This window comes from Alteromonas sp. ABV2_168, from assembly GCF_056161165.1.
Map to the genome: position 1 here is coordinate 1 of NZ_JBSWYQ010000002.1, position 24328 is coordinate 24328.

19 protein-coding genes and 1 pseudogene are annotated in these 24328 nt (G+C 38.1%); 1 reads left to right on the forward strand and 19 read right to left on the reverse strand.

Annotated elements, in window-relative coordinates; all coding sequences use genetic code 11:
• Positions 1 to 569: 569 nt before the first annotated feature.
• The gene (locus ACXAH4_RS02890) at positions 570 to 1301 is read left to right on the forward strand and encodes a hypothetical protein (protein ID WP_474881080.1); all 732 of its coding nucleotides are present in this window, start codon (positions 570 to 572) and stop codon (positions 1299 to 1301) included.
• 43 nt (positions 1302 to 1344) lie between these two features.
• On the opposite strand, the gene ACXAH4_RS02895 is transcribed toward ACXAH4_RS02890, so the two are convergent.
• From ACXAH4_RS02895 to rpsM, 19 genes and pseudogenes are all read right to left on the reverse strand, one after another.
• Positions 1345 to 2529: a nucleotide sugar dehydrogenase gene (locus ACXAH4_RS02895; protein WP_474880663.1), complete on the reverse strand. Its 1185-nt coding sequence runs from the start codon at positions 2527 to 2529 to the stop codon at positions 1345 to 1347.
• 34 nt (positions 2530 to 2563) lie between these two features.
• Positions 2564 to 4282 (reverse strand): glycosyltransferase family 2 protein, encoded by a 1719-nt coding sequence (locus ACXAH4_RS02900; RefSeq protein ID WP_474880665.1) that lies wholly within the window; start codon positions 4280 to 4282, stop codon positions 2564 to 2566.
• An 81-nt stretch (positions 4283 to 4363) separates the two neighbouring features.
• Positions 4364 to 5446, reverse strand: a complete 1083-nt coding sequence (rfbB, locus tag ACXAH4_RS02905; RefSeq protein ID WP_474843481.1) for a dTDP-glucose 4,6-dehydratase — start codon at positions 5444 to 5446, stop codon at positions 4364 to 4366.
• The gene (gene rfbD, locus ACXAH4_RS02910) at positions 5443 to 6321 is read right to left on the reverse strand and encodes a dTDP-4-dehydrorhamnose reductase (protein ID WP_474880666.1); all 879 of its coding nucleotides are present in this window, start codon (positions 6319 to 6321) and stop codon (positions 5443 to 5445) included. The genes rfbB and rfbD overlap by 4 nt, the downstream gene beginning before the upstream one ends.
• A gap of 9 nt (positions 6322 to 6330) precedes the next feature.
• A complete protein-coding gene (rfbC, locus tag ACXAH4_RS02915) occupies positions 6331 to 6876 on the reverse strand; it encodes a dTDP-4-dehydrorhamnose 3,5-epimerase (protein ID WP_474880668.1) in 546 nt (181 codons plus the stop codon).
• Between the two features lie 52 nt (positions 6877 to 6928).
• On the reverse strand, positions 6929 to 7810 hold the full coding sequence (rfbA, locus tag ACXAH4_RS02920; RefSeq protein ID WP_474880670.1) for a glucose-1-phosphate thymidylyltransferase RfbA: 882 nt from the start codon (positions 7808 to 7810) through the stop codon (positions 6929 to 6931).
• Between the two features lie 166 nt (positions 7811 to 7976).
• A pseudogene (locus ACXAH4_RS02925) lies at positions 7977 to 8729 on the reverse strand (glycosyltransferase family 17 protein).
• Between the two features lie 1139 nt (positions 8730 to 9868).
• Positions 9869 to 10360, reverse strand: coding sequence for a hypothetical protein (locus ACXAH4_RS02930; RefSeq protein ID WP_474880672.1), 492 nt, complete (start codon positions 10358 to 10360; stop codon positions 9869 to 9871).
• Positions 10361 to 10455: 95 nt separating this feature from the next.
• Entirely contained in the window at positions 10456 to 11709 is a 1254-nt protein-coding gene (locus ACXAH4_RS02935; protein WP_474880674.1) for a glycosyltransferase family 2 protein, read from the reverse strand.
• Positions 11710 to 11716: 7 nt separating this feature from the next.
• Positions 11717 to 12823 (reverse strand): hypothetical protein, encoded by a 1107-nt coding sequence (locus ACXAH4_RS02940; RefSeq protein ID WP_474880676.1) that lies wholly within the window; start codon positions 12821 to 12823, stop codon positions 11717 to 11719.
• Positions 12807 to 16025 (reverse strand): glycosyltransferase, encoded by a 3219-nt coding sequence (locus tag ACXAH4_RS02945; RefSeq protein WP_474880677.1) that lies wholly within the window; start codon positions 16023 to 16025, stop codon positions 12807 to 12809. The genes ACXAH4_RS02940 and ACXAH4_RS02945 overlap by 17 nt, the downstream gene beginning before the upstream one ends.
• Positions 16026 to 16034: 9 nt before the next feature.
• Positions 16035 to 16772: a hypothetical protein gene (locus ACXAH4_RS02950; RefSeq protein ID WP_474880679.1), complete on the reverse strand. Its 738-nt coding sequence runs from the start codon at positions 16770 to 16772 to the stop codon at positions 16035 to 16037.
• A 21-nt stretch (positions 16773 to 16793) separates the two neighbouring features.
• Entirely contained in the window at positions 16794 to 18767 is a 1974-nt protein-coding gene (locus ACXAH4_RS02955; RefSeq protein WP_474880681.1) for a glycosyl transferase family 90, read from the reverse strand.
• Complete coding sequence (locus tag ACXAH4_RS02960; protein WP_474880682.1) at positions 18768 to 21242, reverse strand: glycosyltransferase; 2475 nt, start codon at positions 21240 to 21242, stop codon at positions 18768 to 18770.
• 138 nt (positions 21243 to 21380) lie between these two features.
• On the reverse strand, positions 21381 to 21779 hold the full coding sequence (gene rplQ / locus ACXAH4_RS02965; RefSeq protein ID WP_119499877.1) for a 50S ribosomal protein L17: 399 nt from the start codon (positions 21777 to 21779) through the stop codon (positions 21381 to 21383).
• A gap of 41 nt (positions 21780 to 21820) precedes the next feature.
• Positions 21821 to 22810, reverse strand: a complete 990-nt coding sequence (locus ACXAH4_RS02970) for a DNA-directed RNA polymerase subunit alpha (RefSeq protein WP_119499876.1) — start codon at positions 22808 to 22810, stop codon at positions 21821 to 21823.
• A 19-nt stretch (positions 22811 to 22829) separates the two neighbouring features.
• A complete protein-coding gene (rpsD, locus tag ACXAH4_RS02975) occupies positions 22830 to 23450 on the reverse strand; it encodes a 30S ribosomal protein S4 (RefSeq protein WP_119499875.1) in 621 nt (206 codons plus the stop codon).
• Positions 23451 to 23474: 24 nt separating this feature from the next.
• Entirely contained in the window at positions 23475 to 23867 is a 393-nt protein-coding gene (rpsK, locus tag ACXAH4_RS02980; protein WP_070125761.1) for a 30S ribosomal protein S11, read from the reverse strand.
• A gap of 16 nt (positions 23868 to 23883) precedes the next feature.
• Positions 23884 to 24240, reverse strand: a complete 357-nt coding sequence (rpsM, locus tag ACXAH4_RS02985) for a 30S ribosomal protein S13 (protein ID WP_119499874.1) — start codon at positions 24238 to 24240, stop codon at positions 23884 to 23886.
• Positions 24241 to 24328 lie beyond the last annotated feature (88 nt).

The window sequence follows — 24328 nt, forward strand, 5'->3', positions numbered from 1 at the left end:
TAGGCCTGCCGCCAGCGTTCAATCTGAGCCATGATCAAACTCTTCAATTAAATATATCGAAAAACTTTTATGAATCGTCGGTTGACACTCTCAACGAGTGCCCACACAGATTGTCTTGTTATAAATTTTTAAAGAACAATGCTAAGAATCTTCTTAGCTGCTTCAGTGTTTCTCCCTGAAGCGGGACGCGCATTCTACGCGCTTCGTTTTCAGTGTCAACATCTTTTTGAAATTTAATTTCTCAAGTGTTTTCAGTGAAAACTGTTATAACTCATCACGTTTGCTCTGTGTTATAACACTTCTTTAGTAGTCTCTTTCGTGACTCCCCGTCAGAAGTGGGGCGCATTCTAGAGATTTATAATCGCACGTCAACACCTATACCTAAAAAAGTTGTGTTTATGCGTTCGAATGATTACTTTATAGACTATACATACAATAATTAGACAATTTGAACTAATTGCGAATACGATAGCTCTATTATAAGAGCAATAATAGCGTCCATTAGGGACGCAATTTAATGAGGGTGGAGTATGACTCCCAGAGTTAGCATACCGTTTTTTGTAGTAGCTATGTGTTTACCCGCACTATGTTTCGCAGCATCTAACGCAGACACAGTTAAGAATAATAATGATGATTTTCAGATCCAGTTTCTGAAACGTCAGGTTGATCAAAACATGTCTATTGGCCGGGCTATCCGATCGATTGCCAGCCACTATCCCCAGGATGTGGTGTCTATTGTAGATGTTGCTCTGGATACTTATCCTGATAAATACCGCGAAATTATCTTTGCCGCCATTTCAGCACAACCCGCTTCTACTCAGGATATAGTGCAGATGGCAATTGAGAAAGATGTTAGTACCTGTACTAATATCGTAAAGCTGGCAATTCGCGCTGAGCCCAGTTATGTTGATTTTGTTGTTCAGGCCGCAGCCGATACGACGCCGGAAGAGCTGGATGAAATTGTTCGTGTAGCAGTACAAACTGAACCTGACTCGGCCGATCGTATTGTGCAAACATTATCTCAGGAACATCCCAATAAGGTGATAGAGATTTTGTCTACCGCACTCAATACTGTTCCTTATGTCGGCGAGTATGTTGTGGATGCATTGCTTGCAGTGTTCCCTGCCCAGTCGGATGAGGTAATTACCACCGCCCTGCAACAAACTCATGCAGAGAAAGAGCAGGCAATCCGGATATTGGAAACAGCGCAAAGTTATGGTGTCAGTGACGATAAGCTGGCTGAATATGGCCAGTCCATAGGTTTAACTGACGAAGACATACAGATAGTACTGAACAGATAAAACAAAGGGGAGCAAACGCTCCCCTTCTTGTTTTCTTTCTTAATTAGTCTGCACCGAACAAATCGCGGCTGTAGACTTTTTCAAGAACATCACGGATATCATCTGTCACACGGTTAGCAACAATAACATCTGACATTTCTTTAAACGCATTCAAATCGTTAATTACACGGGAATTAAAGAACTCATCCTCTTTAATAACCGGTTCATAGACCACCACTTCAATACCTTTGGCCTTAATACGTTTCATGATCCCCTGAATCGCACTGGCGCGGAAGTTATCCGAACCGGACTTCATGATCAGACGGAAAATACCGACAATTTTAGGACGGCGACTGATAATCGAATCAGCCACAAAATCCTTACGGGTACGGTTGGCATCGACAATTGCCTGAATCATGTTGTTAGGCACTGCGCTGTAGTTTGCCAGCAATTGCTTCGTGTCTTTAGGTAAGCAGTAACCACCGTAACCAAAACTTGGATTGTTGTAGTGTTTGCCGATTCGCGGGTCAAGGCCTACACCTTCGATGATCTGCTTAGAATCCAGACCATTACTTTCTGCATAGCTGTCCAGTTCATTAAAATAAGCAACCCGCATCGCCAGATAAGTGTTGGCAAAAAGCTTAATGGCTTCCGCTTCAGTACTGTCGGTAAACAGTACTTCAATATCTTCTTTAATTGCACCTTGCTTGAGTAAGCCAGCAAACACCTCAGCCCGCTCACTTCTTTCGCCCACAATAATACGGCTTGGATAAAGGTTATCGTAAAGCGCGCGTCCCTCACGCAAGAACTCAGGAGAGAAAAGAAGATTGTCAGTTCCGTGTTCTACTTTTGCTTCTTTAGTAAAACCTACAGGTACGGTTGATTTTACAACCATAACCGCATCAGGATTTACTTTCATTACAGTTTTGATGACTGCATCAACGCTGCCGGTGTTAAAATAGTTGGTTTGCGGGTCGTAATCAGTAGGCGTTGCGATAACCACGAAATCTGCATCGCGGTATGCCTCTTCAGCATCAAGGGTCGCTCTGAGATTAAGTTCCTTCTCCGCCAGATATTGAGAAATTTCTTTATCTTCAATAGGCGACTTCCGTGCGTTGAGCGTTTCTACCTTTTCAGGAACTAAGTCAACAGCAACAACTTCATTGTGCTGGGCAAGCAGCACTGCGTTTGATAATCCTACGTAGCCAGTCCCGGCTACTGCGACTTTGAGCTTTTTATTTGCTTCCATTTATATCTTTCTCCAACTTTAATTCTTAATTCCGTTAATTGCCGGACTCGCTGAACTCTTCTTTCGTTTTCACAGAAAAATTTTCCCGCTTTAACGTGAGGTTCGGGCTGTAGGCAGGATCATGTTGAATGTAATCACACCACTGTACCTGAAGATAATCGAGCTCTTTTTTGAATCTGGCTGCTTTCTCAGGGGACAGATCAAGCCCCCGGCTCACAGACTCATGGTGATAGAGCTCCGCTTCCGCGCAATACAGGTTCCTGACACCAGTTTCTCTGACCCTGAGGCAAAAATCTACATCGTTAAAGGCGACAGTGAGATCTTTCTCATTTAAACCACCTACTTCAATAAATTTTGATTTTTTCACCAGTAAACATGCAGCTGTTACAGCCGAATAATTCTGTGTGGCAATCAATCGTTTCAAATAACCCGGGTGATATCGGGGAAAATACTTGTGAGCATGCCCTGCTCCGCCACCATATCCCAGAACAACACCAGCGTGCTGTACCCTGCCGTCAGAATAAAGCAGTTTCGCACCTACACAACCGACATCATCTCTTAACGCATGACTCAGCATGTATGTTAACCATTCAGGTTTGATAACCTCTATATCATTATTGATAAGGCCAACAACCTCTCCTCTTGCATGTTGTACGCCAAAGTTATTAATGGCTGAGTAATTAAACTCACCCGGATATGACAATACGCGTATCTGCGGCTCCTGATTCAGTTTTTTAAAGTAATCAATGCTTTCCTGTTCATCTGAGCCATTATCAATAAGTAGTATTTCAAAATTATTGTACGTCGTTTTTTGTAAAATGGACTCAATACATGCCTGAACCAGTTCTTTTCCGTTCCTGGTGGGTATAATTAGCGACACTAACGGGTTGCTCAACACCGGCCACTGAACATGGTTTATGCCCAGTTCTTTATCGTAAACCGATACCGGCTTACCGGTTTCATTGAGTATGCAGGTAATTTCGTTTAACGCTCTCTCTTTGAGCGAGTCTTTACCCCGATGCACCAGCGTATAGGGAATGTGCCTGATGATAGTGTCTTTCTTATGTACTGCTATTTTTGCCAGCAGACCGGCAATAGTAGTTTCCTGACTGGCTATTCCTTTGATCAATTCAGCACTAAACATAACACCGGTATTGACATAAGCAGTTGAAAATAATAAATCCGGATTCCAGTCAGGCAAAAAATGGGGGGAAGTACGTTTTCCTTTTTTATCGAACTTGTCTGTATCGCAATAAAAAATATCTGCATCAGCACCTGATGACGCAAAAATATCAGAAGCTTCCTCAACAAGAGTATCACCACTGTTTACGAGGAGTACCCCAGATGATGCAGGAATGCCTGCAACGGCTTCGCAAATACTTGAGAACTCGTTGTTGCTGTTCGCAGAACTTTTTGTATTTACGACGAAAATGCGCTCAGAAAGAATTCCACACTTTTTTGCTGAACTCAGAGTCTGTTCTGATTGCTTCTTGCCCAACACAACAAGAAAGAGCGCATTGCCGGCAGAATCATTACCTGAGAAACTCTTTAGTGCCTGATTCTGCTCTTTCAAGTAAGCACCGTACAAGGCCATTCTTTTCTTCTTTGAAGGAAAGCCATAGAACAAGCCGGAGCGTTGTAATGAGCGACTGTAAAACTCCGTCAGCTTATGATTGTCTTTTAACCGGGCTTTAACGGATTTTGGTAACAGACCCACTGCTCCCTTTACCGTCATCATCGCAATTTTTTTCATACTGCCATTTTCCATGCGTGCAACAAAAGGCCGCGTTTAATAGCGGCCTTAGTATCTTAACATGATTGATTACAATGGTGCTTAGTTACCTGCGCCCAGACGCTCACCCTGATAGCTGCCGTCTAACACCGCTTTCCACCAGGCTTCATTGTTCAGATACCACTCGACAGTTTTGCGGATACCGCTTTCAAAGGTTTCCTGCGGTGTCCAGCCCAGTTCTTTCTGAATCTTGGAGGCATCGATGGCATAGCGCATATCGTGGCCGGGACGGTCTGTTACGTAAGTGATTTGCTCTGCGTACCTGGTACTTTTTGGCTTCACGTCATCCAGAATAGTACAGATGGTTTTCACCACGTCGATGTTCTGTTTCTCGTTATGGCCGCCAATGTTATAGGTTTCACCAATTTCACCGTTAAGGGCTACCACAACCAGTGCTCGCGCATGGTCTTCCACATACAGCCAGTCACGGATTTGATTGCCTTTGCCGTATACCGGCAGCGGTTTCCCGGCCAGAGCATTTAAGATAACCAGCGGAATGAGTTTTTCAGGGAAGTGATACGGGCCGTAGTTGTTCGAACAGTTGGTCACCAGTGTTGGCAGTTTGTAGGTGCGCAGCCAGGCACGGACCAGCTGGTCTGAAGATGCTTTACTCGCGGAATAGGGTGAACTGGGTGCGTACGGCGTTGTTTCAGTAAACAGTGGCAGTTCTGTGCCCTCTTCCACGTCATCCGGATGTGGCAGGTCGCCGTACACTTCATCGGTGGATATGTGGTGGAATTTAAAGCTGTCTTTTTTCTCACCTTCCAGCTTTGACCAGTACGCGCGAGCCTGCTCGAGCAACGTGTAAGTGCCGACGACGTTAGTCTGGATAAATTCACCCGGGCCGTCGATAGAGCGGTCAACGTGTGATTCTGCTGCCAGATGCATAACGATGTCAGGCTGGTGTGTGTTGAATACACGTTTTACTTCGTCGGCATCGCAGATATCTACCTTTTCGAAGAAGTAGCGGTCGCTGTCTGACACGGTAGTCAGTGACTCCAGGTTACCGGCATAAGTCAGTTTATCTACATTGATAACCGTATGGTCGGTATCGTTAATCAGGTGACGGACTACTGCCGAACCGATGAAGCCGGCACCGCCGGTCACTAAAATGGTTTTGCTCATTGTGTATTGCTCTGTTGTGCTTTCAGTGCATCCAGCATGGCGGAAAGTTGTGCACGCCAATGGGCAGGTTGCAATGAAGAAAAGGTTTCGCGGGTCAGGGTTTTATCCAGCACGCTGTAGTGCGGTCGCTTCGCCGGTGTGGGATATTGTGACGACGGAATAGGCAATACAGGAATGTTGTTTTCAAGCAGGCCTTTTTCGACTGCCAGTTCCTGAATGGCCAGTGCAAAATCGTACCAGCTGGTGACGCCTTCGTCAGTCCAGTGGTAAACACCGGCCGTCTTGTTTTGTGCCGCAAACAAACAGGCCTGTGCCAGCCCGCTTGCCAGTGTAGGCGAACCAATCTGGTCATCAATCACAGTGAGCTGTGGTTTATCTGCCATCAGGCGCAGCATGGTTTTGACAAAATTATTGCCGTGGGTCGAGTACACCCAGGCGGTGCGGATTAAACAGCTTGCATCCGGGATGGTGTTTAACAGCACTTTTTCACCATCGGCTTTGGTTTGTCCATATACGCCCTGCGGTTCAATGGTGTCATCCACCGTGTAGGGTGACCCCTTCTTACCGTTAAATACATAGTCGGTAGACACATGCACCAGGAAGATGCCGTTTGCTTTGCAGTACTCAGCAAGATTCGCCACACCCTGTGTATTAATCAGTGCCGCTGCTTCCGGTTCAGATTCTGCTTTATCTACTGCGGTGTATGCAGAGGCATTGATTACTGCATCCGGGCTGATGCTGTCCAGCTTATCAGTCAGTGCGGCCTTATCGGTAATGTCGATATCATCACGGCCCAGGCAAACAATCTTGTCACCGCCTGCCTGCTGAAGCTCGTAAGCCAGTTGTCCGGACTTCCCTATCACTACAATTGTCATAGGAATTCCTTAAAATGTCGGCGCGTTATTAAACGCCAGGCCATCCGCATCTTTTGCAGACAGCGACGGCGCTTCGCCATTTACCAGCGGCCAGTCGATACCGATAGTCGGGTCGTCATACTTCACCGACACTTCACTTTCAGGGTGATAATAGTCGGTGCACTTATACACGAACTCAGCTGATTCAGTGGTGACATAGAAACCGTGAGCGAAACCTGCAGGCACCCAAAGCTGGCGCTTGTTTTCAGCTGACAACAATACGCCTACCCATTTGCCGAATGTCGGTGAGTCTTTACGCATGTCCACGGCCACATCAAACACTTCACCGCTGACCACACGGACTAATTTACCCTGCGTCTGTTCCAGCTGATAGTGCAGACCACGCAGAATACCTTGCTTGGATTTAGAGTGATTGTCCTGCACGAAATCCACGTCCGCGCATTCCTTCTTGAACCAGTCTGTGCGAAACGTTTCTAAGAAAAAGCCACGCTCATCACCAAAGACGCGGGGCTCAATAATTTTGACATCCGGGATGTCGGTGGTTACTACTTGCATATACTTACCTGGATAAAAAATCGAATAATCTTTTTAGCGTGACAGCGTATCGTTACACTTTAACGCGGTCGCTGATGACTTTCATCAGATAATCGCCATAGCCACTCTTCTTGAGTGGGGCAGCCAGTTTTTCAAGCTGTGCTGCATCAATAAAGCCCATGCGATAGGCGACTTCTTCCGGACAACAGACTTTCAGGCCCTGACGCTTTTCGATAGCAGCCACAAAGTTAGCCGCATCCAGCAGGCTGTCCAGCGTACCTGTATCCAGCCAGGCAGAACCACGGCCCATCAGTTCGACTTTAAGCGAACCATCCTGCAGATAGAGGTTGTTCAGATCAGTGATTTCCAATTCGCCACGGGGGGACGGCTTAACAGCCTTAGCAAAGTCCACCACACGGTTGTCGTAATAATACAAACCGGTTACCGCATAGTTTGATTTAGGATTCGCAGGCTTTTCTTCGATAGAAAGCGCATTCCAGTCGCTATCAAAGTCCACCACGCCGTAACGTTCAGGGTCATTCACGTGGTAGCCGAAAACGGTAGCGCCAGACTCTTGCTCGTACGCATTCTGCAGAGAAACTTTCAAATCATGACCGTAATAGATGTTATCACCCAAGATAAGGGTACAGGCATCTTCACCGATGAACTCTTCACCAATGAGAAAAGCCTGAGCCAATCCATCTGGACTGGGCTGAGCAGCATACTGCACATTGATACCTAACGACGAACCGTCCCCGATCAATTCTATGAAACGGGCCTGCTCCTGCGGAGTACTGATAATCAGAATGTCACTGATCCCAGACATCATAAGCGTCGCAAGCGGATAAAAAATCATCGGCTTATCATACACAGGCATCAGTTGCTTGCTGACGACTTTAGTTAGCGGGTGAAGGCGAGTGCCTGAGCCACCGGCAAGTATTATTCCTTTTCTCATTACTTTCCCCAAAATTTGAGTAGAAGCCAACTGCATTTAACACTACCTATTATAATTGGATTTAATACAATAAATAAAGAACGAATAAATAAATAGATTTTTAGCTTTTAAATTAATGGAAAACGGTAAAAAATTCAGATAGCAAGCACACCAGATTAAATATAAATCATCCAATAAAATCTTTATATTTGGATAGATTGTTAAGCAATACGGACGGAAAACTTGAATCCAACTCAACAATAGTCATATCTTTGATATTCCTTCCGAAAAGATCCATATTATTTTCGACTCTGTGTCTAATAGCTTCTGTACTATAAAACTGCTCTTTATTGAACTCTTGGTGAGAAAAAGACCGAATTTTATCTGAGATTCTAAGCTCATCCATAAGATAGCTAAAATGCCAGCCGGCATTTTGAATTATCGGTGCACTATGTAACGTTCTAGCTTCATGTGGAGTGATAGAGAGATTTTTGTATTTGCAAGCAATAGCTTTGGACCAATAACCTCTGAGCAAATTGAACTTATAATAGAAAAACTTTTGCTCAAGAATATGTATATCATTTTCTGATATAGAACTGAGAACATTCTCTATCTTAGGAATCTCATCGATATCTGAAATCAAGATAAAATCATCAGATCTAGCACAACGAAGTCCTTCCAAAACAGCGTTTCTCTGGGTAATCTCTCTTACCCAAGCGTTAGAGGTTTTTGGAAATGTATCAACAACAACATGAATAATCTTATCATTAAAATCACTAAAAAGCTCTTCATTTTATTTATAAAACAATGGCTTATTTTCGCCATTGAATTTCATTGTTGCCTCCACTAGAACAAAATTATCGACTTTATCGTAAAGTTCAGCCAACCTTAATTCAAGAAGTTCCAGTTCATTATAAAAAATAAAGCAATCATAAACCATTTTAAAAAAATTAACTCCAAAACATATAATTCAAAAACTAGAAACTAAAAAGCAAGATTCCCAATGAAAATATAAGCATAAATATAGATAAGTAAATATAGACGTAATAACATTATTATAAGTAATTGTAGCAATAGATGTTTTCATATAAAAAAGAAAAATTAAGGGCAAATTACAAATAAATAAATAATCTGAAAAATCAACTTAAATTTTTTTCACCTAATACTAGAGGAAAACTTTCATTTATTCATAAAAAAACATACGAAAGATAAAACCCCATTGAATAAAGAATAAGGAAAGAAGGATAAGAATTTCATCTGACATAACTTGAAATTGATGGGAGAGAAAAAACTAAAATCACGGTAACAACTTATTAATAAGGGAATTGTCATTATGACTTTTATTTAAAAGACGCGCAGCAATTTCAGCATTCGGATAATCATTAACTTTTAAAGTATACTTAAATAATTCATTAATACCAATATAACTAGTTTCGTCAATAGAAAGTGACAATCTAACATTTTCTATTGCTTCAATTACATCTTCAGATGAAATTAAAACTCTAAGCTGCAACCTATAAAAATTAGAATTTTAGAATTAATCTCTAAGGCTTCTTCAATAAAAAAGAGCCTTGTGAAACTTTTTAAGACGATAATAGCATTCAGAAATATTACTAAATAAAAGCGGATCAAAACATCCCTTTCGATATAAAGACAAAGAAAACGACAATGAATCCGATACTCGGCCAAGATCAGAGAGTCGCTTAACTAAATGGTAATAAGCAGTCACCAATTCATGATTAAATTCAATTTCCTTCAAGCAAGCAGAGAAATATGATAGGACAAAGAGATCAGGATCGCTAATCTTTTGTAATAACAATTTTACGACCTCAAGAAATCCATTTTCGAAGGAGTTAAGTTGAAAAAGACACTTTAGAGAAAAATAATAAATATTCTGCTTATCAAACCTGAGAGATAATTGTCTGTAATATCTAGGTAGTTTACGTCTTACCCTTGCCAGGGACGAACAGTCGGAAGCAGTTAAATTACACGAAAATACACCATCTAAAAAATCAGATAAAATCTGTGATTATTGTAACCAACGCATCATGACGTGGCCAACAAAACGCATTCTAAGAGCTATAATTTTACTAGATTAATCAGATAAACGTTTAACATGTAAATTATCTTCAAAGAAAATGGGTCATAGGCCGAATAAACTTTACTTGCATTATCTAACGCTAAACGAGCATCAGCATAACGACCAGACCAATCGTGTTCACAACCCATAGGATAGCGACCGTCCCATGATACTAGACGCGGATTAAAAGTAGATTGTGGGTTGAAAGCTATAACTATCGAGTCTTTTACGGATGATGAGAATACTAAGGCTCCGCACCCACCCATAGAAGAGACGTAAAAATAAACCTTTTTAAAACTAGAAACAAATAATTGAAACTCAATAGAATCAAAAAAATCATGTAATTGAGTCCCGCGGTACCAATCAACATTTATAGTTTTAATACCAAGAACACAATAGCCCCTTTTTACTAAGAAAGAAGCGCCCCAACACTCCCTTCTATTGTCAATCCGAGAAACTTCTGGTTTATCTGCATTTTCAAATGTTATCACCAATTCATTAGTATCACGTTGAATATAATCGATAAAATAATTGATAATTGACGAAAAGATATGCCTGAATGACAGTTAACAATCTCTTTGAACATTTAGATTGTTCCAACATTATTAGACAATGCCTTTAACCGATTAAAGTTATCGATTATAACAGGACCATGGGGTCTACATTTACGTGCTAAAGAAATATATCGAAAAGCTTGTGTAAAATCTTTATTCGACTCAAATCGTACTGCAATATCATTAAGCTTAGCTGCATAATTATCAGTGAATATGGAATTATCAGAGTTTTCTAAAATTGAGATAATTTTATCATGGTATTCTGTTCCTTTAAGTACATTCAAATAAGAATCTAGGTGCGCAATAAGGACTTTAGGTGAAATAGACAAGACAGATTCAGATTTAATTTTAATTTTACTTCTTGCATTTTCTAACTCGAAAGCCAAGTCGCATCGTATTACAAACTCATCCAAACTCTGCCAATAATTATTTAATGCATTATTATTAATATCAATAGAAAAATCAAAAGATGTGGAGAACCCAGAACGATTATTTTTAATTGGCACTTGGACGCCAGGACGTTCTCTCATGAGCATAGCAGTATATTCTAGCTTCGAACGAACCATTCGATGAAGGAGGAAGAAACTTTGATTAACATCATTTGTTTTGAAAACTTGGTCATGTTCGCCATAACGAACTGGGCTTCCATTAGAAGTAATATGGATAAAATCATCATTATATTTTGAACAATGACACCTAAATTCCGTTATTCGAGAAAAAGAGGAGACAGCATGGATAGTTTTCATATGACGATTATATGAAACATTAAGATTATTAAAGGGCTTGAGAAATTCAGAATTGTCTCCATTCTGATTAAGCCAAGCAAACGATAAGGCATCAAAATCACTCATCTTTTTAATATATCGATTTATATTGAAATTAAAAGAATAATTAAATAGAAATTCGTCAACATCACAGTATAGCACATGAGTAATATCACGATGGTTGATTCTAATATGATTTGAAATAAAAGCATATGACAAAGACTGCATTTGTGGATTCTTGTCTTGAAGACATCCTTTATCAATCCAACTGACATCAAAAAAAGAAACATTTGGAAATAATAAATTAATCTTTGATAGGATGTCTAACGTGCTATCAGTCAATCTATTTATACCGATAAAGATATTTGTAAAACCAAAGTATAAATAATGATGGATCCACTCGTGAATATAAGCAGCCTCGTCCTTTGCAATTGCTACGACAGCAACTCTTGGATCATAAATTGTCGTAGCCTGATTGAAATCTGACTGTCTATTAATAACTCGATTAACATAATTAAACATGAATATACTACCGTCTTAGAAACTTTTTAAATAATCTATAGAAAAAAAACTTAGCTTTAAAGAAGTGAGCTTTTTTATAAAATTCTATAAAATAATCACAGTATGGCTCCTGTGAATCCATTGATTTCACTTTAGAATAAATGGACTCTAGGAAAGGATAAGCAAGCAAACCGAAACGAGCAGTAAGATACTGAGTAATTTTAATAAAATCAGACTTGAGTATAGACTGCTCATAACATTTCGGCGTAGAATAAAATTCTACTGAATCACGATATTTAGATAAATCAAATCGTTCAAACTTTACAATTATTTCGTCTATTCTAGATAAATAAAAACTCTTTATCATAGGTAGTTCATCTTTTGGAATAAAGGTGAAATTGTCTGTCCCACTATTATAAGCCTGAAGCAACCGATCAATCTTATGGTTATAATAATCACCTAAATCAAATTGATTTATCCACCTTTTGTATTCCAATGCTTCTAATTGATAGGATGAATTGATACGTAAATTTTTTCGTTTATAAGCAATAGTTATATTTAGAAACTCTAAAAAATCACAAACAATATCAAAATTTTGATTATCTCTATATATTCGTAAATTTAACGACTCATCTTTATATTTACTCTCATACTCAATCAATAGCGAAGCATGAGGAAATGTTCGAAAAGTAGAAAAATTAATTTTTTTTGTATGACGATTTCTTTTTATCCCTTGATTATAGTTGGATTCGATTATCTCAATTGGATTTCTTAAGTACGCTATAAATTCTGCATTTGGAACCAAAGCTTTTATTTCCAACATATGTTGTAGAAAAAATTCTGAGGACAAAAGAAGTATAGAAAAATCAGATTTATTAAATTGATCTATGAGTTCAGTAACCTTGAAATGGTCAATAGAAACTTTATTAATTCCTGAAGAGGATCTTTTTATATCACAAATAGATAAAATATTACCCGAACTAATAAGGTTTGCATCTAAATCGTGTTCGGGATAATAGATACCATGCTTAGACAAAAATACAATATTTTCTCTACACCAATGCTGTATAGCAGAAGTACCGGTTTTAGGTGGGCCAACATGAATAATAACCCGCTTGTTAACTACATTTTGCATTATTAACAGTATTCAGTCTAGATAAATGATTAGTAATAATTGAACTATATCCTGGTCGAAGAGTATCAACTACCTGTTTAAATTCTGTAATATCAACCTTTAGTGGGTTTGCCCTAACTAATTCAACCTTCAAAAATGGGAAATCATGTTCAATCAAAAGATCTTTCCAAAAATAATGTAAATTATTTAAATATGATAATTTAGTGGAATCCACGTAACTTACGCATTTATAATTACTGTTAAGATATCTGCGTATATACATAATTTCATTAAACAAGACTAAATCATTTTTGTCTTTAAAAATCTTTAGATCGGACCAAAATTTTTGAAAAATATGAGACTTTAATATTTTGGATTTATAAACAATAAAAAAACTCTGTAGATGATAGCTAATCTCGAAATTGTCTGAAATACTAAATAGATCGCAAGAATTAAATTTCTTAGAGTTAAATACTTTATCTAACGAAGATATCGGTCCATATACGCTATCATTACATAATAATAATTCTTCTAATGTTTCAAGCCTCTCACCTAGTTTATCAATTCCAGTTTTCCATGAACCAAAATCATAGCCAAGATTCTTTTTAACGACAATCAAAGCGCAATAGGTCATGATCTTAGTGAGCTCATCGGTGGAGATAGCAGAGCTTGTAGTCACAAATATAATTGAATATCGCTTACTCAATTCGCTCAAGTAATCTATAACATATTCGTCTATAATGTCTTGCTTATCAAAATGGGCAAAAATACACACTTTGTTTTTGACTCCATCTGTATTGCCAATTTCATAGATGATCTCCTCTTTATATGGTTGCGGAAGGTAGGAAAAACCATTTACTGAATTATATTTGTCAACATTAAAGATTGGGCTGTAATAATCAAGATTAATATTAAAATAAGGATCATATGATTCAAACAATTTAATATTCTTAGATATTAAAGTGTGTTTCTCTGAAGCTAGACGTTTTAACTTGTCTATATTATCTTCATAACCTCTACTAACTGACTCATGATGAATTGCTTCTACATAAGGGTTTAAAACATTCCTATAACCTTCATTTTGTATTTTCAGACATAAATCTACATCATTATAAGCAACTGCAAGCTTTTCATCAAAACCATGAACAATCTCAAATAGATCCTTTTTGACCATAAGCAATGCAGCTGTAACAGCTGAATAGTTTGCAACTGAATTTAATCTTGAAAAATAACCAGAAGAGGTAGAGCATTCAGCTTGAAAAGCTGTCATAACTGAATGAGGAGTGTAGGGAGTAATCACAATGCCAGCATGTTGAATCTTGCCATCTGGATAGAGCAGCTTTGCCCCTACGGCTCCAATATCACTTCGCTGTGAATAACTTAGCAATTGATGCAGCCAATCGCCATTTATGATTTCTATATCATTATTCAAGAAAACAATATGTTCACCAGATGAGAAATTATTAACAGCATAATTGTTAATAGCTGAATAATTGAACTTGTCATCGAATTTAATAAATTTTATGTTTTTATGAATTTCTGAATAATAAGCAGTTAGTTTTTTTATCTCAGGGGCAGTACTTTGATTATCAACAGCTATAATTTCATAATTCTTATAGTCAGTAAGATTAATTATAGATTCCAGACATGTTTTAAGTAGACTTGGTTTATCTTTAAATGGAATAACTATCGTGACTAGTGGATTTCCCACTATATCGTAATTAATTTTATAAGTACCTAGTGACTTGCCATAATCTACTTTCGCCAAAATATTGTTACGTTTTAACATTGCCTCTAGTGATTTTTTTCCTGCAAAATTTGCATAGGATTTTTCACCGAATGTTGCTGCAGTCGAGCCTGGAATTTTTCGCCAATGATATAAAACTTTTGATATGTGATATGGAGTAAAATTTTTGCATTCTGATAAACGCAAATATAGGTCATAGTCTTGTGCACCTTCGAAACCTGTCTTCCAACCGCCTACTTCGTCGACTAGCTTTTTACAAATTACACCTAGATGACTTACATAGTTGTGTGAATGGAACATTTCAGGAGAAAAGTCAGGCTTAAAATGTGGCTCTACGTGCTTTCCATTAATTTCAAGTTTGTCTTCATCAGAATAAACAAAAGTGATATTTCTATTTTGTAAAACTTTAACAACTTCGTAGAGAGCATCTACAGAGAGTTCATCATCATTATCCATTAGAGCAACAAAATCACCAGTTACATTTTCAAGTGCTTTATTTGAGCACAAAGAGATATTCTGATTATGCGAAGAATATATAACATGTATGTTATTGATAGATTCTAATTCTTTAAGATAATCTAATGTTAACTGATTACTACTATGATCGTCGCAGATGCACAGTTCCCAATTCTTATACCATTGATCATTAATAGATTTTATCGCCAATTTTAACCATTTGGGATCAACATTAAAAACGGGCATAACGATTGATATCGTAGGTTTATATCTAAAGTTTTCTATTTCGTAAGCAATTTCTTCAGTCTTGACGGGGCGTTGATATTCATACAAAGAAAGAGACCTTTTATATTCTCTAGTTCTTTCCTTTAATTCCTTATGGCCGAATAAAAGGAAATGCTCAAAATAGGAACAAAAATCTCCTAAAAGAATCAACATGTTTACATCTTTCGCGACCTCTGCATATAGTTTATTTTCATACCTAATTGAATATTTATAAGCTAGTTCACCTTCAGAAATTTTAGTTAGACCCACACTGGAGAAATGATTAAGTTCAGAGCCCGTTATATTAGAATCTAAGCCACATTCTTGAAGTGCGTTGATATAAAGAAAACCATCAAAGAAATCTTTAATTTTATCTTGTGTGAATAGCCTTTCAGAAAAATCGAACGGTAAGACCCTATCACCTAAGATTGCCTCTGCAAATCCGTGCTTTACGAAGTGATCATAACCATCTTTGAATTTTCCTATCTGTACAGCAGACCTAACATCTGGGTTTTGTTCAAGGTATAGATTCTCACTAAAGCCGCGGTAACCTGGAAATATTGCGAAAAAGATTCCTTCTGTCTTCCAATGATTCCGTGAATGTCTTATTTTATTAATTTTAACTTCTATAGAATAGTTTCTCTGTATAAGCTCCATCAGAGAGTGTTCTTTAAGATTTGAACTTGTGAAAACACTTAAAACTTTTCTTTTTCTAATCTTTTTTTTAAAGTTAATTAATTTTTTAAAAATTTTCAAATCCTATTCCTATTTCTCAAAAAAAAGTTTTTTCCATTCTGAAACATCGCCCCAGCGCATATTATTTTCTGGAATATAAAAATGCCTTTTTTCATCAAAGTGGAGAGAGTTTTCAATATTACCGTTAGAATAAACGACGATAAGATCGTAATTTTTAGCACCTATCTTTTCTAAACTATCCTTGAGCATATTATATCGGACATTATTTAAAGGCTGACCATTGACAGCCCTAAATATCAACGTCTTGTTTACACTACTCTGCAATATATATTTAGATTTAAACAATAAGTATTCAAATTGACTAATAACAGAACTCAAAAACATGGGAATGTCTTGATTATCAATCCGTCTTTTTCCGCCTTCATTTTGACTATAGCGCTTTTCTAAGCCCCTCAAATAAAAGTAATGGTGATAATAAATCCCGTAAAAAGTATTGAAGACAGAATCATTATTTTCCCACTTACTTATCGATAGATTTCTCAAGGAGAGAATATCTTTAAAATCATTATTAAATAATTGAACGGTTGATTCCAAAGGAGAGACTATGTTATCGAAAAAAAAAGCTCCTAACCTGTTCTCACCTAGTTCCCTAATTTTCACAGCGGGACCGCAATTTTCTCCAATTGAAAGCATAATTTTGCCATGGAAGTTAGAAATCTTATCTTTAAATTCTTCTTCCCTTTCTATTATATTCAATTGAGAATAGTTGATGAATCCATCAAATAAATATTTTTTAAGATCTTGCATTGAATAACTATTTATCACTTTCTACGCCTTAACAATAGAAAATTGCCTTAATAATGCATCCTCTAATGACTTTTCTACTTTATCATCAGAAAAAATGTGCATAAATTTTTTCCCATTTTCTGATATCTGTGAAATTAATTCGGGATTTTTTATAGCCCAAGCAACCATGTGTTCAAGATTTGAAAAATCTGCCTTAATAGGTACGTAATGTACATATGGTTGTAAAATCCCTTCCATTAACCAACTTTCTTTTGTCGGATTCGACATAAAAGGCACTGAATTCGATTTCAATATCCATTTCAATGATGTGGCAACATCATTACCTTCAAGAACTGCTATAAACTTATATTTTAGTTGTTCTTCGATAGTAAGGGGCTCTTTCAAGAGATGCTTCCATTCTCTTCCTTGAACAAGTTTTGAAAAACCTACATCGTACTTTTCGAAGTACTTATGAACAAACAAATATCTTGGGTTTTCCGATTCTGTATCATAACCAGTGCTTGCTCCGCGCCAAACAAGTGAATCTAGTTTCTCACGGAAATTTAACGTGTCGAAAAAATCTGAATGAGGCTTCCAATGACGGTCATAATTTAATCGAAGCAAAATTCCATTCAAAGTACTTACTGAACGCGCCTTTGTGAAAAATGGCTGAGATGTGTTGTGAATTTTATCACCGAAAGCTACAGGTAAAGAACAATCGAAACTATTTCTGCTTAATATATCTTTTAGATCACCAACATAGCTACCTGGAGTTTTAATATCTTTAGTTACATCGAATAAGAATATTTCATCACGCGCAAAATTAATTGGTACATCATTTTTAATGAAACTAGAATCATTAATCCCCCAGTAATAGTAGTATCTATACATAAAGTTACTAGGTTCTTTTAACAAAACATTCCTAAGTGTTAAAACGTATAAATAATCAATTTCAGGCCTATCATCGCATGTATTTAATAAATAATTAAATAGTGATATTAGAGAAACATCTACATCTTGCTTAAATGAAGATATATAAAGAGATAATGCTAAAATTTTTTGAGCTAAAATTAAGTCCGCGATATCAGACAATTTCGCTACCAAATGATTATTTATTTCAGATATTTCAAAGCTACTATAATGATCTTTAGCCTCGGTTATAAATTCTTCTGGTAGCGGAACTATTTCGCAATAAAAGTCTTTTTTCAATAATTTGTTAGATTCGAAGAATGTTTCTTCGTATATCTGATAATCAATTGAATTGACCTTTAAGTTATTAAGTTTGTAATTATCATTACTCGCATTAAGATTTGGTTTCGGCAGTTTATATTTTAAAAAGAACTGATTTATCAGGAATCTCGATTTATTGAGTTGAGGTTCACTTTCAGAAATTAAATCTAAACATTCTGGTAAATTACATTTTGATATAAATTCTTTAAAAAAATCTCTAAAGCTACTAAACAAATCAAGATTAAAAATGCAGATAGCCTCTAGTCCAAAATATCTAGACCAGAGAGAAATTTTGCTGTTGTAATCTAAAAGCTTCAATAATGATTTATTTAATTCCGGTAATACATTTTTTTCATGACCGCAAACTATACTTGATGGCATCTGATTAGATTGAAGCCCATTCGACGCTTGAAAATTAAAAAATCTTGCCACCTTTGCTTGGTTTGAAAGACAGAAAGTAATGACTATGCGATCAAATCTAGTAATTAGGAAATCTTTCAATCTAGATATTTCATATTCATCGTGCACGAATGACAGGTACTCGGCGGATATGATGCAATTATTCTCCGACGAGTCAACTAAATTATAAAATTTTTCAGATATGGAAGCATTTAAGATTTCACCTCTATTCACACTGATGGAACCAGAAGAATTACCACTCTCATTGAGATGAAGAAAGTTATAACCTTTCTCAGCCAATAAATTTTTATTGTTTAGAAGAGTCCTCTGAATTAGATTCGAATTTGTTGCAGGTAAACCTGCATGTATAATTATCTCTCTTGTCATTTACTTTGCCTCAACGATTTGAGTAATTACACTTTTTATAAAGTTTTTTTCAGAATATCGGTCAATTGCAAAGTTTATCTTCGGTTCATTTATAAGCTTAAGTGTTTTGGTTGTATAATCCGAAACTTCAAAAGCAATGAATCTTTCAGGCTCTTGCTGGCAAATAGCTTCGATGACTTCCCTAGGCCCGCCATTAGCCCAAACTATCGGTGTGCAGCCTGCACCAATTGCTTCCAAAGGTGTAATACCAAAATGCTCAAACTTCTCTGGGTTTTCAATGATGTCCTCACCAATACCTGTTCCATGCCAGTAGAAATCGGCCTTTTGGTATTGTTTGTGCAACTCTTCAAGTGTTGCATTCAAAATAATTTCAACATTTTTTGGTGCTATTTCTCTGATTCTTGCTAGATACTCCCTATCTTCCTGACTGGCACTTAAAGAACCGATTAAAGTTAACTTAGATTTCAGACCTTGTTTCTCTACTTCTTCATTTAGTCTTTTAAACTCAGTGACTAATTCATATTGTTTTTTACAATGTCCATTTGCAATAAATCTTCCAACAGACAATATCCGAACAACATTACTTCCTGAATTTCTTTTAACTTTTGGTATAAGTGGAACTGGAGGATTAATTACAATAACCTCTGGAGGATTAACAAATAACTTTCTAGCCTCAGCTAAATAAATATTTTTTGTAAATTCTGAGTTTACAATAACCTTCTGATAGTTCTCGACATTACGCCTAAAATTAGCCATATGTTCAGGGCTCATCTTAAATGGAAATTGACAATGATAGATATTGTTATGCTCTGATTTAGGAGTAATTCTAGGACTCAGTTCATTTCCCATTGCCATAAATAGGGAGATATCAGGTATCGAGTCTATTTCATCCTCACCAATCAAGTTGATATTCGTGATATCTAGACCTAATTCATTTGCTATATTAAATAGTCTATACTTTGAGTAGCGTTCAGGAGAACAAAAGTATGTTTTAAATCCGGATTTTTGAATTGCAATAGCAACTGATAATATATATCTTTCACCACCACCAGGCGTCAAATTATAGGGAGAATAAACTACAGCTACCTTATTAAGTTCTTCACCGGTCAAATAAGTAGCCATATTGTTAGGTATTTCTATTTTTGTTTTTGAGGTCAGACAATATGACCATTTTTCAACAAACTTTTGTCGGTTTGTCGAGATAAGGGAACCGAAATCAAAACCTATATCTTTATCCTTTGATGTAGCATTTTCTACATGCATTACTACCGCATTTGGCTGGTATCGTATTTTAAATCCTTCATTAGTGATTTTAGCAGATAAATCTGCATCTTCGTAATAGGCAGGTTCATATCTATAATCAAATCCATTCAACCTTTCAAAAAGATCTTTTCTTAATATGAAACATGCTGCAGAGATATGTGATACATCGCGAGTTATATTAAATGCACGTAGATTTGGATCGAGTCCCTTACCGATTTGCACATTTTGCCCACAGGGATTAATTTCGCCGCCAGCTTCTTGGAGTCGCAAATCAGGAAAAATAAATTTCGGCCCTACACCACCCACATCTTCATTTTTTAACTCTTCTAATAGGTATCTATCCCAATCTTTGCAAACAAAGGCATCATTGTTTAATAAACAAATATACTCAGAATTTGCAATCTCAACACCCAAATTATTTGCTTCTCCATAGAATCGATTGGTTCTATTTCTTAGAATTCTGATAAAAGGGTATGCCTCTAACTCTAATAACTTGTTAAATTCGTGTTCACGACTACCATTATCGACTACTATTATCTCAATGTCATTGTTATAGGTATTAAATAGAAGAGTATAAACACATTGAAGTGTCATAATACTTTTATTCCAATTTAATATGACAATCGATAAACTTGGATTTTGGCTACAGAGCTGGCCTTTAAATTTTTGAGCATTCTTTAAGAGTGTGAGTATTGGTATTGTTTCTTTTTGCTTTTTTTCTATTTCTATTAAGCTCAATGCTTCAGGAATTATACCTAGATTTGGTATTCTGTTTTCTTTGTGTCCATACTCAATATAGTGTTTCCAACCATAAGTGTCTGGGTATTTATGAGAGTAGAAATTTGCATCCCAAAATTGACAAGCATCAAGTTCTGTAGCTTTATTTGCGTCATCAGTTAACTGATAGCCTTCAGATAATTGATAATTTCTATAGTTACTAGATGGTGTCGCAATTCTATTTTCAGCTTTACCATGAGCGATATAATGGAAATAAGGATGTATCCCTTCTTTCTTCACATCTTCGTTTAGTTCTAAGTATTTAGTAGAAGAAAAATCTTTATTAGGATCTATCTCATAATTTCCAAAGAAATCATCTAGTTTGCCACCATTAGGTAACTGGAATTTCAAAAATTGATTATCTATATTTTTAATTATTTCTTCTTTAATCAATTTGTTATTCTCTAAGTGTAATAAAAAGCCTTCTTTATTCATTTTAATTCCTAGACGCTATTTAGTTCAACAGGTTACTACAATCACAAAAAAATTTATATAGTCGTATATTTCTTTATAAAACAAAAAACCCCGCTTTCGCGGGGTTTTTTAATATCGATAAATCGATGAAGTAATCTCTTACTCTTCTGTCGCTTCAGCTTCTTCAGAAACTTCAACTTCAGGACGGTCTACCAGTTCAACAAACGCCATAGGAGCGTTGTCGCCTGTACGGAAACCGCATTTCAGAATGCGAGTGTAACCGCCAGGGCGAGCTTCGTAACGAGGACCAAGCTCGTTGAACAGTTTACCTACTACCTCTTTATCACCTGTACGGGCCATAGCCAGACGGCGGTTTGCAACGCTGTCTTGTTTAGCCAGTGTGATTAAAGGCTCGATTACGCGACGTAATTCTTTCGCTTTTGGTAACGTCGTTTTGATCACTTCGTGCTTGACCAGTGAGCCGGCCATGTTTTTGAACATAGCTTGACGATGGCTGCTGTTGCGATTCAACTGACGACCACTCTTACGATGGCGCATAGTTTTATCCTTCTCTACAAATCAGTTTGATAAAAACCTGATTAATCTTTCTCAGCGATGCTCTCTGGTGGCCAGTTTTCCAGGCGCATGCCCAGAGACAATCCACGAGATGCAAGAACATCTTTGATTTCAGTTAGCGATTTCTTACCAAGGTTAGGCGTCTTAAGTAACTCAACCTCAGTACGCTGAACCAGGTCACCAATGTACTGGATAGCTTCTGCTTTCAAACAGTTTGCAGAACGTACAGTTAATTCCAGGTCATCAACAGGACGTAACAGAATCGGATCAAATTCCGGCTTCTCTTCTTTCTGAACAGGTTCAGAAACGTCACGCAGATCAACGAAGGCATCTAATTGCTCAGCCAGAATAGTGGCTGCGCGGCGGATCGCTTCTTCAGGATCCAGAGTACCGTTCGTTTCCATATCGATGATCAGTTTGTCTAAGTCTGTGCGTTGTTCAACACGGGCAGACTCAACTGAATAAGCAATACGTTCAACAGGGCTGTATGAAGCATCAACTAACAAACGACCAATTGGACGATCATCTTCCTCGGAGGAGCGACGAGTAGCAGCAGGAATGTAACCACGACCAGTTTCAACTTTAATGCGCATGCTGATTTCAGCTTCGCCGGTTAAAGTACAGATAACGTGCTCAGGGTTAACGATTTCTACGTCACCGTCATGCTGAATATCACCAGCAACAACAGGGCCAGCGCCAGATTTCACTATTGTCAGGGTTGCCTCAGTTTTACCTTCAAGGCGAACCGCTAAACCTTTCAGATTCAGCAGAATCTCGATTACATCTTCCTGCACACCTTCTTTGGTGCTGTACTCGTGTAATACGCCGTCAATTTCGACCTCAGTTACCGCACATCCAGGCATGGATGACAGTAAGATACGGCGAAGGGCGTTACCCAGAGTGTGGCCAAAGCCGCGCTCCAGTGGTTCCAAAGTTACTTTGGCACGAGTAGGAGAAACGTTTTCGATCTCAACTAATCTCGGTTTCAGGAATTCAGTCACAGAACCCACAATGCTTCCTCTTTAGTTAGCTTTACTTAGAGTAAAGTTCGACGATCAACTGTTCGTTAATTTCAGCAGACAGGTCAGTTCTTTCCGGAACGCGCTTGAAAGTGCCTTCCATTTTGCTGTTGTCTACTTCAATCCAGGTTGGCTTCTCACGTTGGTCAGCCAGTTCCAAAGCAGCAACGATACGCGCTTGCTTTTTAGCCTTTTCACGAACAGAAACCACGTCTTCGGCAGAAACGTTAAACGATGGAATGTTCACAACTTGACCATTTACCATGATCGCCTTGTGGCTAACCAGCTGACGTGCTTCTGCACGAGTGCTGGCGAATCCCATACGATAAACTACGTTATCCAGACGCTGCTCAAGAAGTTGCAACAGGTTTTCACCGGTGTTGCCTTTCAGACGGGCAGCTTCTTTATAGTAGTTACGGAATTGTTTTTCCAGAACGCCGTACATACGACGAACTTTTTGCTTTTCACGCAACTGTACACCGTAGTCAGACAGACGGCCACGACGGGCACCGTGCTGACCAGGCGCATTATCGATTTTACACTTAGAATCGATTGCGCGAACGCCGCTTTTCAGGAACAGGTCAGTTCCTTCGCGACGGCTAAGTTTGAGTTTAGGACCCAAATATCTTGCCATGTTCTTTCTCCAACTGTCCGGCGATTAAACGCGACGTTTTTTCGGTGGACGACAACCGTTGTGAGGAATAGGGGTCACATCGGTAATGTTTGTGATCTTATAACCAGTTGCGTTAAGTGCACGGATAGCAGACTCACGGCCTGGACCCGGACCTTTAACGAAAACTTCAAGGTTTTTCAGACCGTAGTCTTGTGCGGCTACGCCAGCACGCTCAGCAGCAACCTGTGCAGCAAAAGGGGTAGATTTACGTGAACCACGGAAACCTGAACCACCTGATGTCGCCCATGCTAATGCATTGCCTTGACGGTCAGTGATAGTCACAATTGTGTTGTTGAAAGACGCATGGATATGAGCCATACCGTCTGCAACCTGACGCTTAGCGCGTTTACGCGTAGTACGAGTAGGTGCTTTTGCCATAACTTAATCTCCCCGCTTACTTCTTAATTGGCTTACGAGGACCTTTACGGGTACGCGCATTAGTTTTAGTGCGCTGACCACGTAGAGGCAAGCTACGACGGTGGCGGATACCACGGAAGCAACCCAGGTCCATCAAACGTTTGATGCTCATAGATACTTCACGACGCAGATCACCTTCAACGGTGAACTTTGCCACTTCTTCACGAAGCTTCTCTACAGTTGCTTCGTCAAGCTCTTTTACTTTTGTTGATTCTGCAACACCAGCGTTAGCACAGATCTCTTTTGCACGAGTTGCGCCTACACCGTAAATCGCTTGAAGCGCGATTACAGTGTGCTTGTGTTCAGGAATGTTAATGCCAGCGATACGGGCCATTAACAGCACTCCTCTTAATTTTAATGTCGACGACCTAAAAAGCCCGATAGGATACTTACCCGACGACAAAATTGCAACTTAAGGTTCA

Bases quoted from the DNA above. Each gene is read 5' to 3' on its own strand.
- ACXAH4_RS02890 (WP_474881080.1), top strand. From the start codon at position 570: ATGTGTTTACCCGCACTATGTTTCGCAGCATCTAACGCAGACACAGTT.
- ACXAH4_RS02895 (WP_474880663.1), bottom strand. From the start codon at position 2,529: ATGGAAGCAAATAAAAAGCTCAAAGTCGCAGTAGCCGGGACTGGCTAC.
- ACXAH4_RS02900 (WP_474880665.1), bottom strand. From the start codon at position 4,282: ATGAAAAAAATTGCGATGATGACGGTAAAGGGAGCAGTGGGTCTGTTA.
- rfbB (WP_474843481.1), bottom strand. From the start codon at position 5,446: ATGAGCAAAACCATTTTAGTGACCGGCGGTGCCGGCTTCATCGGTTCG.
- rfbD (WP_474880666.1), bottom strand. From the start codon at position 6,321: ATGACAATTGTAGTGATAGGGAAGTCCGGACAACTGGCTTACGAGCTT.
- rfbC (WP_474880668.1), bottom strand. From the start codon at position 6,876: ATGCAAGTAGTAACCACCGACATCCCGGATGTCAAAATTATTGAGCCC.
- rfbA (WP_474880670.1), bottom strand. From the start codon at position 7,810: ATGAGAAAAGGAATAATACTTGCCGGTGGCTCAGGCACTCGCCTTCAC.
- ACXAH4_RS02935 (WP_474880674.1), bottom strand. From the start codon at position 11,709: ATGTTTAATTATGTTAATCGAGTTATTAATAGACAGTCAGATTTCAAT.
- ACXAH4_RS02940 (WP_474880676.1), bottom strand. From the start codon at position 12,823: ATGCAAAATGTAGTTAACAAGCGGGTTATTATTCATGTTGGCCCACCT.
- ACXAH4_RS02950 (WP_474880679.1), bottom strand. From the start codon at position 16,772: ATGCAAGATCTTAAAAAATATTTATTTGATGGATTCATCAACTATTCT.
- ACXAH4_RS02955 (WP_474880681.1), bottom strand. From the start codon at position 18,767: ATGACAAGAGAGATAATTATACATGCAGGTTTACCTGCAACAAATTCG.
- ACXAH4_RS02960 (WP_474880682.1), bottom strand. From the start codon at position 21,242: ATGAATAAAGAAGGCTTTTTATTACACTTAGAGAATAACAAATTGATT.
- rplQ (WP_119499877.1), bottom strand. From the start codon at position 21,779: ATGCGCCATCGTAAGAGTGGTCGTCAGTTGAATCGCAACAGCAGCCAT.
- rpsD (WP_119499875.1), bottom strand. From the start codon at position 23,450: ATGGCAAGATATTTGGGTCCTAAACTCAAACTTAGCCGTCGCGAAGGA.
- rpsK (WP_070125761.1), bottom strand. From the start codon at position 23,867: ATGGCAAAAGCACCTACTCGTACTACGCGTAAACGCGCTAAGCGTCAG.
- rpsM (WP_119499874.1), bottom strand. From the start codon at position 24,240: ATGGCCCGTATCGCTGGCATTAACATTCCTGAACACAAGCACACTGTA.